General features: G+C 55.5%; 12 protein-coding genes. 9 read left to right on the forward strand and 3 right to left on the reverse strand.

Features of this window, described 5'->3' with window-relative positions; genetic code table 11:
- Nucleotides 1-184: 184 nt before the first annotated feature.
- Nucleotides 185-1321 (forward strand): 3-phenylpropionate MFS transporter, encoded by a 1137-nt coding sequence (locus RT340_RS03420; protein ID WP_058959200.1) that lies wholly within the window; start codon nt 185-187, stop codon nt 1319-1321.
- Here the strand turns inward: RT340_RS03420 and csiE are convergent.
- The gene (gene csiE, locus RT340_RS03425; RefSeq protein WP_313374100.1) at nt 1318-2586 is read right to left on the reverse strand and encodes a stationary phase inducible protein CsiE; all 1269 of its coding nucleotides are present in this window, start codon (nt 2584-2586) and stop codon (nt 1318-1320) included. The genes RT340_RS03420 and csiE overlap by 4 nt on opposite strands.
- A 156-nt stretch (nt 2587-2742) precedes the next feature.
- Here csiE and RT340_RS03430 point away from each other — a divergent pair, with 156 nt between their 5' ends.
- Nucleotides 2743-3369, forward strand: a complete 627-nt coding sequence (locus RT340_RS03430) for a DUF1007 family protein (RefSeq protein ID WP_058959151.1) — start codon at nt 2743-2745, stop codon at nt 3367-3369.
- Complete coding sequence (locus RT340_RS03435; protein WP_058959150.1) at nt 3360-4343, forward strand: nickel/cobalt transporter; 984 nt, start codon at nt 3360-3362, stop codon at nt 4341-4343. Before RT340_RS03430 ends, RT340_RS03435 begins: the two co-directional genes overlap by 10 nt.
- A gap of 42 nt (nt 4344-4385) precedes the next feature.
- Here the strand turns inward: RT340_RS03435 and suhB are convergent, their stop codons facing one another.
- Complete coding sequence (gene suhB, locus RT340_RS03440; protein ID WP_058959149.1) at nt 4386-5189, reverse strand: inositol-1-monophosphatase; 804 nt, start codon at nt 5187-5189, stop codon at nt 4386-4388.
- Between the two features lie 121 nt (nt 5190-5310).
- Between suhB and trmJ the strand changes: the two genes are divergently transcribed.
- From trmJ to sseB, 5 genes are all read left to right on the forward strand, one after another.
- Nucleotides 5311-6054, forward strand: coding sequence for a tRNA (cytosine(32)/uridine(32)-2'-O)-methyltransferase TrmJ (gene trmJ, locus RT340_RS03445; RefSeq protein WP_058959199.1), 744 nt, complete (start codon nt 5311-5313; stop codon nt 6052-6054).
- A gap of 135 nt (nt 6055-6189) precedes the next feature.
- Nucleotides 6190-6687: a Fe-S cluster assembly transcriptional regulator IscR gene (iscR, locus tag RT340_RS03450; RefSeq protein ID WP_034825654.1), complete on the forward strand. Its 498-nt coding sequence runs from the start codon at nt 6190-6192 to the stop codon at nt 6685-6687.
- Between the two features lie 89 nt (nt 6688-6776).
- A complete protein-coding gene (locus RT340_RS03455) occupies nt 6777-7946 on the forward strand; it encodes an IscS subfamily cysteine desulfurase (protein ID WP_313374105.1) in 1170 nt (389 codons plus the stop codon).
- A gap of 62 nt (nt 7947-8008) precedes the next feature.
- Nucleotides 8009-9295, forward strand: coding sequence for an aminopeptidase PepB (gene pepB, locus RT340_RS03460; RefSeq protein ID WP_058959146.1), 1287 nt, complete (start codon nt 8009-8011; stop codon nt 9293-9295).
- Nucleotides 9296-9535: 240 nt separating this feature from the next.
- Entirely contained in the window at nt 9536-10303 is a 768-nt protein-coding gene (sseB, locus tag RT340_RS03465; protein WP_058959145.1) for an enhanced serine sensitivity protein SseB, read from the forward strand.
- 239 nt (nt 10304-10542) lie between these two features.
- Here sseB and sseA read toward each other — a convergent pair whose 3' ends face one another.
- Nucleotides 10543-11385, reverse strand: coding sequence for a 3-mercaptopyruvate sulfurtransferase (gene sseA, locus RT340_RS03470; protein ID WP_058959144.1), 843 nt, complete (start codon nt 11383-11385; stop codon nt 10543-10545).
- Between the two features lie 153 nt (nt 11386-11538).
- On the opposite strand from sseA, the gene RT340_RS03475 reads away from it, so the two are divergent.
- Nucleotides 11539-16425, forward strand: a complete 4887-nt coding sequence (locus RT340_RS03475) for an alpha-2-macroglobulin (protein WP_313374108.1) — start codon at nt 11539-11541, stop codon at nt 16423-16425.
- Nucleotides 16426-16430: the final 5 nt, after the last annotated feature.

The raw sequence follows: 16430 nt of genomic DNA on the forward strand, positions 1-16430 counted from the left end.
ACACACCGCACATGAAGCGTTCACGCAGACCTTGTTATTACGGCGTCTGAGGTACGATTTCCGATACGAAGCCTGTCGCAGAAAAAGCGATTCCCCGACCTTTCATTTCACTTTTGTTCAAGCCTCTGACAAAGTAGCGGCCCAATGGGCTGCGGGCGCAGCTGACATGCCTGTGGGAGGCAAAATGACCATCGGATCGGCCAGATGGCTGGGACTCAGCTACTTCACCTACTTCTTCTGTTACGGCATCTACTTACCTTTCTGGAGCGTCTGGCTCAAAGGTATAGGCCTGGATGCTGAAAAAATCGGCTTACTGCTCGGTTGCGGCATGGTGGCGCGATTTGTCGGTAGCCTGCTGATCGCCTCGCAGGTTAAAAACCCTTCTCAGCTGATTCTGGCGTTGCGGCTGCTGGCATTGATGACGTGCCTTTTTGCGTTAGGTTTCTGGTTTGGCGGCCAATGGTTATGGCTGTTACTGGTCATGGTGGGCTTCAACCTGTTTTTCTCGCCGTTGGTGCCGCTCAGCGATGCGCTGGCAGCGACCTGGACGCAGCAAATTGGTCTGGCTTATGGCCCGGTGCGGCTATGGGGTTCGCTGGCGTTTGTGATTAGCTCTGCGCTGACGGGGATGCTGGTGAGTGCCTGGTCATCACAGGCGATTCTGGCACTGCTGAGTGTGGGCTTGCTGGCCATGCTTAGCGGCATGATGTTAGTACCCAAAACCCGGCCACAAGGTGATGTGCGGCAGGGGGCAAGCGGCGGTTGGACGGCGTGGCGCGATATGCTACGGGAGAACGCGGTCTGGCGCTTTATGTTATGCGTGACGCTAATGCAGGGGGCACATGCAGCTTATTACAGCTTCAGTGCTATCTGGTGGCAGGAAGCAGGTTATTCCGCATCGGTGATTGGCTATCTATGGTCGTTGGGCGTGGTGGCGGAGATCGTCATCTTCGCGCTGAGCAATCGTCTGTTCCGTCGCTGGAGTGCCCGCGACTTGCTGCTGCTTTCTTGCTGCTGTGCGTTAGTGCGCTGGGTGATGCTGGGATCCAGCACCGCGCTGCCGCTGCTCATTGCTGCTCAGATTTTGCATTGTGGCAGCTTCACCGTATGCCATTTGGCAGCGATGCGCTTTATTGCCGCGCGCAAAGGGGCCGAGGTGATTCGATTGCAGTCGCTTTACTCTGCACTGGCGATGGGCGGCGGGATTGCCGTGATGACGATGATCAGCGGTGTGCTGTTTACCCATTTACAGGGACATCTGTTCTGGGTGATGGCACTGGTGGCGCTTCCTGCATTGTTCCTTCGTCCGCGCGCCGCTTAAGCTTCCAGCAGTTGACGAATGCGTTGCTGCTGATGGTAGCTCAGCGGCAGCTCGGCGTGGATCAGCGGCGGTGAAAACAACGGTAACGATGTGGCGTAGGGTGTGATCACCAGAGCCACGTCACGCGGTGCACCTTCTCGTTGAAAGTGCAGCATATCCTGATAAGTGATGTTGATTGGCAGCAGCGTTATCTCGCGGATTTGCTGCTCCAGTAATTGTTCCATTGCCGCATCCGCGCCGGTCAACAGGAGTACCTGCTTCTCCTGCAGTGCGCTATCCTGCATCAGCCAGGCACCGAACAACACTGCAACCAGACTCACTTCCTCCGCGCTAAATTTCGTGCCGAAATCACTGCTAAAGTGATACAGCGCGCGTTCGGTGGTGCGCAGTAAACGTGGATAAAGACGTGCCACGTCCAATGCCACACTGTTATCAATCCCAATGGCAAAGTGACTGCGATCCAGCGCTTGCGCCAGATGCGTGAATAATTGCAATTTCAGCTCGTGCTGATTTTTGACGCGTGTCTGCGCCAGCTGTTCAAAACGGGCGATTAACGCTTCTACGGCCAGCATGAGCTGCTGTGCCTGGTGGTCTTCAAGCTGATTCCCATCCGGCGCATAAATCAAACTGAACAGCAGCGTCCAGAAGTCGGTTTCGCTAACGTCCGGCGCTAAATGGCAGCGTTTCTGCCAGTGGTGAATCACATCATCTGCGGCAGCACGCTCGGTTTTTGCTGCCAGCCATGCCCGCTGTTTTTCATTAAACAGTGCATTTTGCCGTTGGCAAAGCGCGTACTTCATAAAGGTTTGCAGGAACAGGCGATCGCGCGGCGTGAAATCGCGGCTTAGTCGCAGACTGCAATGTTGAATTAACGCCTGCAGATTGGTTTCATCCCACAGCGCCTTTTCGATATTGAGGACTTTCAGGCGCTGACGCAGCACGGGAGCAAAATGTTCGCAGACGAAATCCTGCGACAGGCGAAGCGCGCGTCGCAGCCAATGGAGCAGGCAGAGCCGCCTGTCCAGTTCCGTCCCGTGTATGCGGAAGCTGCCATCCACCATCTGGTGTAACTCCAGTTGATGGAAGCGCTGTATCTCATCACCGACATCCGCGATATCCTGTCGGGCAACGGCAGGATCAACACCATTTAACTGGCAGAGCTTTTCAAGCGTTAGCGCGGGAGCAGGCAGAAACAGTAGCAATAGCAGATGACAACGACGCTGGGCACGGCTGAAGAGTGGTGCAGATGAAGGTGCAGAACTCATCAATAGTATTATCCGCGGGTCATTTTTGAGTTAAGAATAGCTAACTCCACGCGGTAACCCTGCACTTTGTCGTGACTTTTGCTCAGAGCTTTTAGGCGGGTCACAGTTTTTCTGGACCAGTATAATCTTCACTTGAGAATTGTTACTTTATAACACATGAAAATTGCACTCATTCCTTTTACGCTGTTGTTCAGCGCTGCAGCCTGGTCTCATCCGCACAGCTTTATCGATATGAAAAACGAGTTTGTCAGCGAAAACGATCACCTGACAGGCATGAAAATGGTGTGGACCATGGATGAAATTACTTCAGCCGATCTGCTTTACGATGCCGGCAAAGCGAAACCCGGTGACGTGGTATGGAAAAAGCTGGCGGCGCAGGTGATGGCGAACGTGTTGGGGCAACATTACTTCTCAGAGGTATGGCAGGACAAAACGCGGGTGAAGTTCCTGAATTTGCCCAAAGAGTACAATTTGTCGCGCAACGGCAACAAAGCAGTGCTGGAGTTTATTGTGCCGTTTGGCGAACCCCAGTCGCTGAGTGCGAAACAGTATCGTATTCAGACCTTCGATCCGAGCTACTTTGTTGATATGTATTACGATAACCCACAGGCATTAACCATGGACGACGGCGTAAAAGCACACTGCCAGATAGACTTACACACCCCCAAACCGGATGACTCGCTCAAGCAATATGCGCTGTCGCTGGATAAAGCCGATGCGCCGCCGGAAGACATGGATCTTGGTCAGCAATTCGCGCAAACGGTAACCCTGACATGTCATTGATTTCTCTGCCTTCTCGTTCACGCAGACTGTGGCCGCTTTGGTTGCTGGCCATAGTGATGCTTGCTGCCGGATATACCCTGTGGCAGCACTGGTCGCAAATTTTGCTGCAAAGCGTGTTGTGGCAGAAAGTCCTCAATCGCGAAATGACCCAACTCCTGCAACAAGTCGCTGACCAGCCTCAGCAGGCGGGCGTGACTTTAATGCTTTTTAGCCTGGCTTATGGTGTGCTGCACGCGCTGGGACCAGGGCACGGCAAAGTGGTGATCAGCACCTTCCTGGCGACGCATCCCGCGAAGCTGAAAACCAGCATGAAACTGACGCTACTGGCCGCACTGTTACAAGGCGGTGTGGCGATTGGTTTGGTCACAGTGATGCTGGTGGTATTGCAAACCTCATCGCGGCAAATGCATCTCGGCAGTTACTGGCTGGAGAAGGGCAGTTATCTGCTGGTGATGGCGTTGGGCGTGTGGGTCGGCTGGCGTGCGCTGCGTACATTACTTCCGCTATTACGTCCCGCGTCGGCGAAGATTCAGATTCACGCCATTCGCCCACATCACCAGCATGATGAACACTGCGGATGCGGTCATGCGCATCTGCCGAGTGCTGAACAGATGGATCGCGCGGTGAGCGGGAAAACCCAGGCGCTGGTAGTGTTCTCCATGGGCATGCGTCCCTGTTCTGGCGCCATCATGATGCTGCTGTTTTCTAAGGTGATTGGTGTTTATGCGTGGGGTGTGGCCTCGGCGGTGGCCATGGCCATCGGTACGGCGGTCACGGTCTCCGCAATGGGCTTATTAGTTCAACGATCGCGGCGATTAGCTGAAAAGCTAGGGGCAAACAGTGCAATGTCGCACGGGGCGAAAATCATTATGCCGGCATTAGGATTAGCAGGTGGGATTCTGCTGGTACTGGCAGGGTGGTTACTGTGGCAAAGCGCACAGCCGATGATGAGTAGCGGGTTACGACCGTTTTAACGGCGTAAAAAAAGGCGGATATGATATCCGCCTTTTTGGTGCTTAGCGCTTCAGCGCTTCGCTCAGTTCTTCACGCATGGTCGCCAGCATGGCTTTCACAACGCGTGGGTTACCTGCAACGATGTTACCTGACATCATGTAGCCATGGTTGCCGGTGAAGTCTGTCACCAGGCCGCCCGCTTCACGTACCAGCAGTTCACCCGCAGCGAAATCCCATGGCTTCAGACCGATCTCAAAGAAACCGTCCACGCGGCCAGCGGCCACGTAAGCCAGATCCAGCGCAGCAGAACCGGTGCGACGGAAGTCAGCACATTGAGTGAACAGTTTGCCCACGATGTTGATGTAAGGGGTTGCGTGCTGTTTCAGCTTGAACGGGAAGCCGGTTGCCAGGATGGTGCCATCCAGGTCACGCGCGGTGCTGCCACGCAGACGATAACCATTGAGCTGTGCGCCCTGACCGCGTACAGCGGTGAACAGTTCGTTGCGCATTGGATCGTAGACCACAGCCACTTCGGTGCGGCCTTTGATGCGCACAGCGATAGATACAGAGAAATGTGGTAAACGTTTGATGAAGTTGGTGGTGCCATCCAGCGGATCGATTACCCATTGAATGTCCTGATCATCGCCCGCCAGTTCACCGCTTTCTTCGGTGATGATGGAGTGTTGCGGGTAGGATTTACGAATCACTTCGATAATCAGACGTTCTGCGTCACGGTCAACATTGGTAACGAAGTCGTTGCTGCCTTTCTGGCTGGCTTCGACAGCGTCCGGGGTTTCATAATTCTTGGCAATTAAATTTCCGGCCTTGCGCGCTGCGCGCACGGCGATGTTGAGCATCGGATGCATCGGTATCTCTCGCTGGATGTTAAAGAACGGGTGAAAACGGCGCGGAGTATATCAGGGTGTTCAGCAAATGTCCTGCTTTTATGCTAGGCTACGCGCCATCATTTTCTCACCGCTCACTATTATGCTGCAAAATATCCGAATCGTACTGGTTGAAACCTCGCACACTGGCAACATGGGCTCTGTTGCTCGCGCCATGAAAACCATGGGCTTAACCAATCTTTATCTGGTCAACCCGCTGGTCAAACCTGACTCGCAGGCCATCTCTCTTGCCGCCGGCGCCAGCGATGTAATTGGCGATGCAAAAATCGTGGATACGCTGGACGAAGCGATTGCGGGCTGTAGCCTGGTTGTCGGCACCAGCGCGCGTTCCCGATCGCTGCCCTGGCCGATGCTGGATTCGCGTGAATGCGGTATCAAAAGCGTGGAAGAGGGCCAGCAGGCACCGGTTGCACTGGTGTTTGGTCGTGAACGTGTGGGCCTGACCAACGAAGAGTTGCAGAAGTGCCACTATCACGTCGCCATTCAGGCAAATCCGGAATACAGCTCGCTAAACCTGGCGATGGCAGTGCAGATCATTGCTTACGAAGTGCGTATGGCATGGCTGGATGCGCAGGAGAAAGCCAGCCCACAACCGCAAGAAGAAGAATCCCCTTATCCTTTGGTGGACGATCTGGAGCGCTTCTATCAACACATTGAGAAGATGATGCTGGAGAGCGGCTTTATCCGCGAAGGCACCCCGAGTCAGGTGATGAGCAAACTGCGCCGTCTCTACACCCGCGCGCGTCCGGAACGTGATGAACTCAATATCCTGCGGGGTATGCTGGCTTCGTTCCAAAAGCCTAAAGGTAATAAGGGTAATAGTTGAGTAAAACAGTTGGTTAAATAGTTGAGTAAATTACTTGGTTAAATAGTTGACCGTTTTACTCAGGAATGGCAGACTGGCGTCAATTCATCAGATAGCCCGCCGATACCCGGACGGACGCTTACGAGGTTGTATGCTATGAGACTGACATCCAAAGGACGTTATGCCGTAACCGCTATGCTGGACGTTGCACTGCACTCAAACGAGGGCCCGGTGCCGCTGGCTGACATTTCTGAGCGTCAGGGCATTTCGCTCTCCTATCTGGAGCAGTTATTCTCACGTCTGCGTAAGCACGGTTTAGTGGCCAGCGTTCGTGGTCCAGGTGGCGGTTATCTGTTAGGTAAAGATGCTGGCGCGATTGCCGTTGGCGCGGTGATCACGGCGGTTGACGAATCTGTTGATGCCACCAAGTGCCAGGGCAAAGAAGGCTGCCAGGGTGGCGAGCGCTGCCTGACTCACGTCCTGTGGCGTGACCTGAGCGAACGCATCAGCGAATTCCTCAACAACATCACGCTGGCTGAACTGGTAAACAACCAGGAAATCCTGGATGTGGCAGATCGTCAGAACATGAACGACACTCGCCGCTTCCAGCAGCATCGTATGCAGGAAACCATTAACGTTAATCTGCGTGCTTAATCCGCTCCCCTTCAGCCCTTGCTGTTCACACAGCCGGGGCTGAATCGTGCTATAAAGACGTATGATTTTTTATACGGAGTTTTAGCGCAATGAAATTACCGATCTACCTGGATTACGCAGCGACAACGCCTGCCGATCCGCGTGTCGCCACCAAAATGATGCAGTTTCTTACTTTGGATGGCACCTTCGGTAACCCCGCTTCCCGTTCTCACCGTTTTGGCTGGCAGGCAGAAGAAGCCGTTGATGTGGCGCGCAATCAGATTGCAGAGCTGGTCAATGCCGATCCGCGTGAAATCGTTTTTACTTCCGGTGCCACCGAAGCTGATAACCTCGCCATTAAAGGCGCGGCTCAATTCCATCAGGCGCGCGGCAAACACATTATTACCAGTCAAACTGAGCACAAAGCAGTGCTCGATAGCTGCCAGCAACTGGAGCGTGAAGGCTTCGACGTCACCTATCTGCAACCCGGCAGCGATGGCATTGTCACGCCTGCGATGCTGGAAGCCGCACTGCGCGATGACACGGTGCTGGTTTCCCTGATGCATGTGAACAACGAAACCGGCGTGATTCAGGATATCGCCGCGCTCGGAGCCTTGTGCCGCGCGCGTGACATCCTGTTTCATGTTGATGCCACCCAAAGCGTCGGCAAATTGCCGATTGATGTTGCGGCACTGCCGGTGGATCTGATGTCGTTTTCAGCGCATAAAATCTACGGTCCGAAAGGCATTGGTGCGCTGTGGGTGCGTCGTAAACCTAAATTACAGATCGATGCGCAGATGCACGGCGGCGGTCATGAACGCGGTATGCGATCCGGAACCTTGCCGGTGCATCAAATCGTGGGCATGGGCGAAGCGTATCGCGTTGCACGTGAAGAGATGAGCAGTGAAATGGCGCGTCTCGCAGCCATGCGCCAACGTCTGTGGCACGGCATCAGCCAGTTAGAGAATGTGAATATTAACGGTTCGCTGGAGCAGGGCGCACCGAATATCCTCAACCTCAGTTTTGCTCAGGTCGATGGCGAATCACTGATTATGGCGCTGAAAGATCTGGCGCTGTCGTCCGGTTCTGCCTGTACCTCGGCCAGTCTCGAACCCTCTTATGTACTGCGCGCCATGGGCGTTGAGCAGGAGCTGGCACACAGCTCGCTGCGCTTCTCGCTGGGACGCTTCACTACCGAAGAGGAAATTGACTATGCCATTGAGCTGGTCAATAAAGCGGTAAGCCGTTTACGGGCAATAACGCCCGCCACGTCCCGCTAATTCATGCACCCCTTGCGCCGGTTCTGGCGTAAGGTGACACCTAACGCAAACGGAGCCACGCGATGACAACACAACCGATGACAATTACGCTCAGCTCCCAGGCCGCCGATGCGCGCTGGGGTGAAAAAGCACTGCTGAGCAGCACTGAAAGTGGCATGACCCTTCACCTGACTGGCGCCGATGCGCTGATGAGCATCCAGCGCGCGGGGCGTAAGCTGGACGGTCAGGGGATTCGCCACGTTGCCCTGAGCGGCGAAGAGTGGGATTTAGAGAAGTGCTGGGCATTCTGGCAAGGCTATCGCAGCCCGAAAGGCAAGCGCCAGGTAGAGTGGCCAGCATTAAGCGAAAACGATCAAACTGAATTTGATCGTCGTCTGAAGATCGTTGACTGGGTGCGCGACACCATTAACCTTCCAGCGGAAGATCTGAGTCCGGAACAACTGGCGCACAGCGCGATCGATCTGATCAGCGAAGTGGGCGGTGACGCAGTGAGCTATCGCATCACCAAAGGCGAAGATCTGCGTGAGCAGGGTTATGCCGGTATTCACACCGTGGGCCGTGGTTCAACTCGCGCACCTGTGCTGCTGGCGCTCGACTTCAACCCCACCGGCGATGAAAATGCGCCGGTATACGCTTGTCTGGTCGGAAAAGGCATCACCTTTGATACCGGTGGTTACAGCCTGAAGCAGAGCGCGTTTATGGATTCGATGAAATCCGATATGGGCGGTGCGGCAACGGTAACTGGCGCGCTGGCGCTGGCGATTGCGCGTGGCCTGACCAAACGTGTGAAGCTGTTCCTGTGCTGTGCTGACAACATGGTGAGCGGTAACGCGTTCCGTCTCGGCGACATCATCCGCTATCGTAACGGTAAAACCGTGGAAGTGATGAACACCGATGCGGAAGGGCGCCTGGTGCTGGCTGATGGCCTGATTGATGCCAGCGAGCAAAATCCTGAACTGCTGATCGATGCCGCGACCCTGACCGGTGCCGCGAAAACGGCGCTGGGCAACGATTATCACGCCCTGTTTACCTTTGACGATGTACTGGCGGAATCTCTGCTGGGCAGTGCAACTGGTGAAAACGAAGCCTTCTGGCGTCTGCCGCTGGCGGAGTTCCATCGCAGCCATCTGCCGTCAAACTTTGCCGATTTGAACAACATTGCCAGCCCTGCGCATGCAGCAGGCGCCAGCAGCGCGGCGGCGTTCCTCTCTTACTTCGTTAGCAAGTATCAGCAGGGTTGGCTGCACATTGACTGTTCTGCCACTTACCGTAAAAGCGCGGTGGATCAGTGGTCAGCGGGTGCCACCGGTCTGGGTGTGCGCACTATTGCCAATCTGCTGCTGAAGTAAAACCGGCGCGCATCAATGCGAACCCTAAGTCAGGTCGCAGATAGATGTGTAACCCACGTCAGGCCGCCATTGATGTGCATGCACCTTTCGTCTGGTCGCCATTGATGTGCAACCTACGTCAGGTCGTCGTTGATGTGCATCCTTCATCAGTATTGTGTAGGGTCGTCATTGATGGCGACCGAACAGCGCTTAAGCGGCAAACCTCATGCATGAGCTTGCCGTTTTTTTGGAACTTGATAAATGAGCAATCGTCTTGAAGAGGTGCTAAAGCTGGCCGCCACTGAGCCTGCGCACCGTCCGGAATTCTTTCAACTGCTGCTGGAATCTGACATTTGGGTGCCAGGTGAAAGTCCTGCAGAGCAGTTTGATGCCACTTCGCCCGTGGAATTGCTGCATTGGGAAAAAGAGGGTGGCGGCAGCGTTATCCCGTTCTTCACCTCAGAAGAGGCGATGGGCGAAGCAATTAAAGAAGAGCAGCCTTATCTGCGCCTGCCCGCGCGCACGCTGTTTGAAATGACCCTGGGTGAGAGCTTGTTCCTCAATCCCAAATTACCGGCGGGTAAAGAGTTTTCGCCAGGTGAAATCGCCCATCTGATCGGTGAAGAGGGCAGTGCGCTGAGTCAGCAAACGGTGTTGGAAGGCGGCCATGCCCTGCTTCTGTCGGAAGTGGCTGAACCGCCCGCGCAGATGATTGATTCTCTGACGCAGCTGTTTGCTAAATATAAACAGGTGCGTCGTGCTTACATCGCCAGCATTCGTGAGAATGCTATGGAAGAGCCGAATCTACTGATCGGTATCGAAGCCGATAGCAATATCGATGAGATTATTCAGGCGGCAGGCAGCGTGGCAACCGATACGCTGGCGGATGACGCACCGATTGATATCTGCGAAGTGGTGGTCGACGAGAAAGGCGTCAGCCACTTCTTTACCGCGCACATCACGCCATTTTATGAACGTCGCTGGGGGAGTTTCCTGCGCGACTTCAAAGGCAGTCAGCGGATTATCTAAACATCGCTAGCTGCGGTGCAATTTATTGCGCATCTGACAGCCATTGTCCGGCTTAAGATACGCGCGATAAATCGCGCCGCTACGGATCGCACTTATCTGATCGCGCCGCTACAGATCGCACTTATCGGGTAGCGGCGCAATTTATTGCGCGGTAGTCAAATCATCATTAGCAGGCTCAGAAGTTTGTTCTGCAACCCCCTTCATTGCCATGCTCAGCAGTTTAATCGGCTAGCTAAACTTTATTTCTCAATCGGTAAATCGTCGCGGCTACCCCATTCGCCCCAGGATCCGTCATACAGGGTGACGTCACGCACGCCCAGCGAGGTTAGTGCCAGAATCACCACCACCGCCGTTACACCCGAACCGCAGCTGGCGATAATGGGCTGATCCAATTTAATGCCGGCTTTTTCAAACAAATCGCGCAGTTCAGCCGCCGGTTTCAGCTCGCCGTTCGCCACAAGATTGTTCCACGGCATATTCAAGCTATTCGGGATGTGCCCGCGCAGCAGGCCCGGACGCGGTTCATCCACTTCTGCGTTAAAGCGGTTAGCCGCTCGGGCATCAACGATCTGCGCGCCGCCTTCATGGCTGATCAACAACACATCGGTCAGGCGTTTCACCAGCCCCTGATCGTAATGAGCTTCGAACTCGCCTTCCGGCAGGTTAACTGGGCCTGAAGCGACATCAAAGCCTGCCGCTTTCCAGCCCTGCAAACCGCCCGCCAGAATCGACACATTGACGCAGCCAAAGGCGCGCAACATCCACCATGCGCGGGGTGCAGAGAACAGGTTGCCCTCGTCATACACCACCAGGTGTTTATCCTGATTAACACCCAGTTCGCGCATCGCCACGGCAAAAGCTTCCGGGCGCGGCATCATATGCGGGTAAGCGCTGGTGTGATCGGACAAAGCTTCGATATTGAAATAAGGCGCATCGGGCAAATGCCCTGCCAGATATTCCGCCTGGATATCACGCACCGCTTCCTGACCTGGCGGCAACATGCGCGCATCTAATACCTGCAACGTTTCATCGGTGTAATGCTCTTTTAACCAATCGGCAGAGACAAACAGGGGAGCTGTCATCGCAACAACCTCTTCTCAATCATCAGAAAACGGAAAGGACCAGTGTCCGGGAATGTGAACGCTATCTCAAGGGTATCGTTGCTAAAGTGAGTAGGTTGATGTGAAATTGCGCAGCACACTATTTTAACCTTTGGGGCTGGTGAGGGACTTACCATGGCAAAACGCGTTAATCGACTGCTGCTCAGCGTGCTGATCGGCGGAACACTATTGGGCGGCGCTTTGCTGCCTGCGCAGGCTGAGGATACGCCTGTGGTGCAAAATGCGGCGAAAACGATCTCGGTGATCGACCTTTCCGAGCTGCAACTGGATGGCGCATCAGCACTGGTGCTGAGTTTCAATACTGCCATCGATAGCAAACAGGACTTGAACGCGCGGGTCCATATCAGCGATGAGAAAAGCGGTAAGGTCGATGGCGGCTGGGAACTGGCGCAAAATGGCAAGGCGCTACGCTTCCGCCATCCTGAACCGTCGCGCAAATTAACAGTGACCGTCGATGCCGGCCTCAAGGCCGCCGATGGCAGTACCTTATCCAGCCCTTTCAGCCAGACGCTGACTACCCGCGATATCCAGCCGATGGTGGGTTTCGCCAGCCGGGGATCACTGCTGCCGCTGCGCCTGACGCAGGGATTACCGGTGCTGGCACTCAATGTGAACAACATTGATGTCGATTTCTTCCGGGTGAAAAGCGCCGTACTGGCCGATTTTCTCGCCCAGTGGAATTACGGTAATAACCTGTCGTACTGGGAATCACGCGATTTACTGAAAAATGCCGATCTGGTCTACAGTGGACGTTTTGATCTCAATCCGGCCCGCAACACGCGTGAGAAGATGCAGCTGCCGCTCAGCGATGTGGATGCGCTCAAGCAGCCCGGTGTTTATCTGGCGGTGATGAAACAGGCCGGAACCTACAATTACACACAGCCAGCAACCCTGTTTACGCTCAGTGACATTGGTTTATCGCTGCATAGCTTCCCGGATCAACTGGAACTCTTTACGCAAAGCCTCGCCAATGGCGCACCGCTAGATGACGTCAATGTGCAACTGCTGGACGAGAAAGGCCAACAGCTGTCGAGTGGCACCAGTGACAGCAATGGCCATCTGCGCCTGCCCGCCAACGCCAAAGGCAAGTTGCTGCTGGCAACGCAGAAAGGGCAAACCTCTCTGATCGATCTCAATCGTCCGGCGTTGGATCTCGCCGAATTCCCGATTGATGGTCCGCAGGGTTATGACAAGCAGTTCTTCCTGTTCGGCCCGCGCGATCTCTATCGCCCCGGTGAAACGGTGATCGTTAATGCGCTGCTGCGTGATGCCGATGGCAAGCCGTTGCCGCCACAACCGGTCAAAGCCGAAGTGGTGCAGCCTAATGGTGAAGTCACCCAGACCTTTGTCTGGCAGCCGGAGAACGGTGTGTACCAGCAGCGCTTTGCTCTTCCAGCTTCAGCCATGACCGGTGAATGGACGCTGCGCATCAACAGCGGTGATAACCAGCCGCGCAACTGGTCGTTCCATGTAGAAGATTTCCTGCCAGAACGTATGGCGCTGGCATTGAGCAACAGCGAACAGCCGCTGGCACCGGACGCCTCAGTGACCTTTGATGTTGAGGGCCGTTATCTGTATGGCGCACCAGCGGCGGGTAATGAGTTGCAGGGGCAACTGTTCCTGCGCCCGGCGCGTGAAGCTGTGGTAGCGCTGCCAGGCTATCAATTTGGCGATATCACTGAAGATCTGAAACGCAGTCTCGATGACGTTGATGAAAAGCTGGATGAGAGCGGCAAACTGCAGCTCAACGTGGAAAGCAGCTGGGCAGAAAGTCATTCGCCGCTCAACCTGATACTGCAAGCCAGCCTGCTGGAAACCGGTGGGCGTCCGGTGACACGTCGCGCGACTCAATCGATCTGGCCCGCGCCTGCACTGCCGGGTATCCGTCCACTGTTTAACAGTGAGTCAGTTTATGACTATCGCACCGATCGTTACCGCGATGAGCCGACTGTACCTGAAAACGGCCTGGCGGAATTTGATGTTGTTTATGCCAATCCGCAAGGCGAGAAACTGGCGGCGCAGGATCTGGATGTGCGCCTGATCCACGAACGCCGTGACTACTTCTGGAGCTTCTCAGACAGCGAAGGCTGGCAGTCGCGTTATGACCAGAAAGATCTGCAGGAAGACGAGCAGCGCATCACTATTGCCGCGGGCGGCAGCCAGAAAATCAGCTTCCCGGTGGAGTGGGGCACCTATCGTCTGGAGGTGCATGCGGGAGAGAACATTGTCAGTAGCGTGCGCTTTAATGCGGGCTACTGGTGGCAGGACAACACTGATGGCACCGGTGCGTTACGTCCCGATCAGGTCAAACTGAAAATTGATAAAAGCGCCTACCAACCGGGTGATACCGCTAAAGTACAGGTGGAATCACCGGCTGCCGGTAAAGGGTATCTGATGGTGGAATCCAGCAGCGGAACGCTGTGGTGGCAGCCGCTCGACGTTCCTGCCGGTGGCACGACCATTGATGTACCGATTAATGAGAGCTGGAAGCGTCACGATCTCTATCTCAGCGCCATCGTGGTGCGTGACGGCGATAAAGCCAACGGCACCACGCCGAAAAGGGCAGTAGGGCTGCTGCATTTGCCGATGGCGACCGAAGCGCGACGTCTCAATCTGGCGATGGATGCGCCCGAAAAAATCCGCCCTGAGCAGACAATCAAAGTGAAGGTGAAAGCCAGCCGTGAAGGCGGCGATTTGCCTAAGCAGGTTCAGGTCTTGCTGTCAGCGGTGGACAGCGGCGTGTTGAGCATCACTGATTACAAAACGCCAAATCCATGGGACGCGTTCTTTGGCCGTAAGCGTTACAACGCCGATCAATATGATGTCTATGGTCAGCTCATCGAAGGCGGTGGCAAGCTGGCGGCACTGCGCTTTGGTGGTGACGGCGATGATGCCGATGCACTGTCGCGAGGGGGTAAAAAGCCGGTCACCGATGTGCAGATCGTCGCACAACAGCTGCAGCCAGTCACGCTGGATGTCAACGGCGAAGGCACCATCGATCTCCCGATTCCGGCCTTTAATGGCGAGTTACGCTTGATGGCGCAGGTATGGAGCGCAGACAGCTTCGGCTCAGCGGAGCGCAAAATGGTGGTGGCCGCGCCGCTCATCAGTGAACTGGCGACGCCGCGCTTTATGGCCAGCGGTGACCAGTCGACGCTGGCGCTGGATCTTACCAACCTGACCGATCAGCCGCAGACGCTAAAAGTCGACGTAACAACGCAGGGTCTGATCGCCCTGAACGGCACGGTCACTTCCAGCGTGCAACTGGCGAAAGGTGCGCGCACGACCTTGCAAATCCCGGTTAAAGCCCAGGGAGCCTTTGGTGAGGGGGCGGTGCAGCTCAACGTCTCTGGCATGAGTCTGCCGGGTGAGACGCTGGAGCCCAGCGAGCGTAAATGGACCATCGGCGTGCGCCCGGCTTATCCCGCCCAAACCCTGAGTTTTGATAATGTGATGCAAACCGGGCAGAGCTGGCAGGTGGTGGCGAGTGCCTTTAGCGGCCTGCAAAAGGATACGCTGACCGGACAGCTGTCACTCAGCAATCGTCCGCCGCTGAATATCGCCAGCTTTATCAGCCAGCTGTATGCCTACCCTTACGGCTGCCTTGAGCAGACCGCCAGCGGCATCTGGCCGTCGGTGTTCACCAACAAAGCGCAGCTGGATGCGCTGGGTATTAAAACCAGCACCGATGAGGCACGCCGGGCATCGATTGCCACCGGTATTGCACGCCTGGCAGGTATGCAGCGTGGTAATGGCAGCTTTGGTTTGTGGAGCAAAGAGCGTCCAGAGGAATTCTGGTTGACGGCTTACGTCACTGATTTCCTGCTGCGTGCCAGTGAAGCGGGCTATAGCGTGCCGGAAGGGGTGATCAGCCGCGCCGATGAACGCTTGCTGCGCTATCTGCAGGACCCGGCACAGATAGAAACCAGCTGGAGCAGCGATGCCGATGGATTGCGTTTCAGTGTGCAAGCTTACGCCGGGCTGGTATTAGCAAGACAGCAACAGGCGCCGCTCGGTGCATTGCGTGCACTGTACGACAAGCGTGAGCAGGCAAAATCAGGTCTGGCGCTGGTGCAACTGGGTGTGGCGCTGAAACTGATGGGTGATCAACAGCGTGCGCAGTTGGCGCTGGCACAGGGCATAGGGCTGGAGCGCAAACCCAACAGCTGGTTGGGTGATTACGGCAGCCCGGTGCGTGACCGCGCGCTGATTGTTGCGCTCATCACTGAAAACCAACTGCTGCCCGATATGCAGGGGCCATTACTGATTGATCTGGCGAAAGCGGTACATGGTCAGCGCTGGTTCTCCACCCAGGAAAACAATGCGCTGTTCCTCGCCGCTCGCACCTTGCAGCAGCACAAAGGTGAACAGTGGCAAGCCACATTGCAGGGCAGAAGTGAGCCGCTGAGCAGCAATCAGACGCTCAATATGGGCATCAGCGAAGATCAGCTACGCCAGGGCTTGTCGGTGAAAAGCGACAATAATTCGCCGCTTTACGGCACGCTCAATGTGGTGGGTTATCCGCAAACAGCACCGTCGCCAATCAGCAACGTGCTGAAGATCACCCGCGAGTATTTCACCCTCGACGGTAAGCCAGCTGACCTCACCAACCTGAAAAGTGGTGAATTGCTGGTGGTGCGGTTGAAAGTGACGGCCAGCGAGCGGGTGAGCGATGCGCTGGTGGTGGATTTACTGCCTGCAGGACTGGAACTGGAAAACCAGAACCTGAGCGATAGCAGCGCCAGTCTGGGCGACAGTGCCGATGCGCTGAAAGAGAGCATGATGGATATGCAGCAAGCCAACATCAAACACATTGAGTTCCGTGATGACCGCTTCGTTGCGGCACTGGCGCTGGATGGCTACACACCAGCCACGCTGCTGTATCTGGCACGCGCGGTGACGCCGGGTAGCTATCGTCTGCCGCCTCCGCAGGTCGAATCAATGTATGTGCCGGAGTGGCGCGCGATTGGCATCACGCCGGAAAAACTGAATGTGCGCTAAGCGGT

Origin of the sequence: Pantoea sp. CTOTU50773, from assembly GCF_032082325.1 — a bacterium.
Lineage (GTDB): Bacteria > Pseudomonadota > Gammaproteobacteria > Enterobacterales > Enterobacteriaceae > Pantoea > Pantoea communis.

Bases quoted from the DNA above. Each gene is read 5' to 3' on its own strand.
- RT340_RS03420 (WP_058959200.1), top strand. From the start codon at position 185: ATGACCATCGGATCGGCCAGATGGCTGGGACTCAGCTACTTCACCTAC.
- csiE (WP_313374100.1), bottom strand. From the start codon at position 2,586: ATGAGTTCTGCACCTTCATCTGCACCACTCTTCAGCCGTGCCCAGCGT.
- RT340_RS03430 (WP_058959151.1), top strand. From the start codon at position 2,743: ATGAAAATTGCACTCATTCCTTTTACGCTGTTGTTCAGCGCTGCAGCC.
- RT340_RS03435 (WP_058959150.1), top strand. From the start codon at position 3,360: ATGTCATTGATTTCTCTGCCTTCTCGTTCACGCAGACTGTGGCCGCTT.
- suhB (WP_058959149.1), bottom strand. From the start codon at position 5,189: ATGCATCCGATGCTCAACATCGCCGTGCGCGCAGCGCGCAAGGCCGGA.
- trmJ (WP_058959199.1), top strand. From the start codon at position 5,311: ATGCTGCAAAATATCCGAATCGTACTGGTTGAAACCTCGCACACTGGC.
- iscR (WP_034825654.1), top strand. From the start codon at position 6,190: ATGAGACTGACATCCAAAGGACGTTATGCCGTAACCGCTATGCTGGAC.
- RT340_RS03455 (WP_313374105.1), top strand. From the start codon at position 6,777: ATGAAATTACCGATCTACCTGGATTACGCAGCGACAACGCCTGCCGAT.
- pepB (WP_058959146.1), top strand. From the start codon at position 8,009: ATGACAACACAACCGATGACAATTACGCTCAGCTCCCAGGCCGCCGAT.
- sseB (WP_058959145.1), top strand. From the start codon at position 9,536: ATGAGCAATCGTCTTGAAGAGGTGCTAAAGCTGGCCGCCACTGAGCCT.
- sseA (WP_058959144.1), bottom strand. From the start codon at position 11,385: ATGACAGCTCCCCTGTTTGTCTCTGCCGATTGGTTAAAAGAGCATTAC.
- RT340_RS03475 (WP_313374108.1), top strand. From the start codon at position 11,539: ATGGCAAAACGCGTTAATCGACTGCTGCTCAGCGTGCTGATCGGCGGA.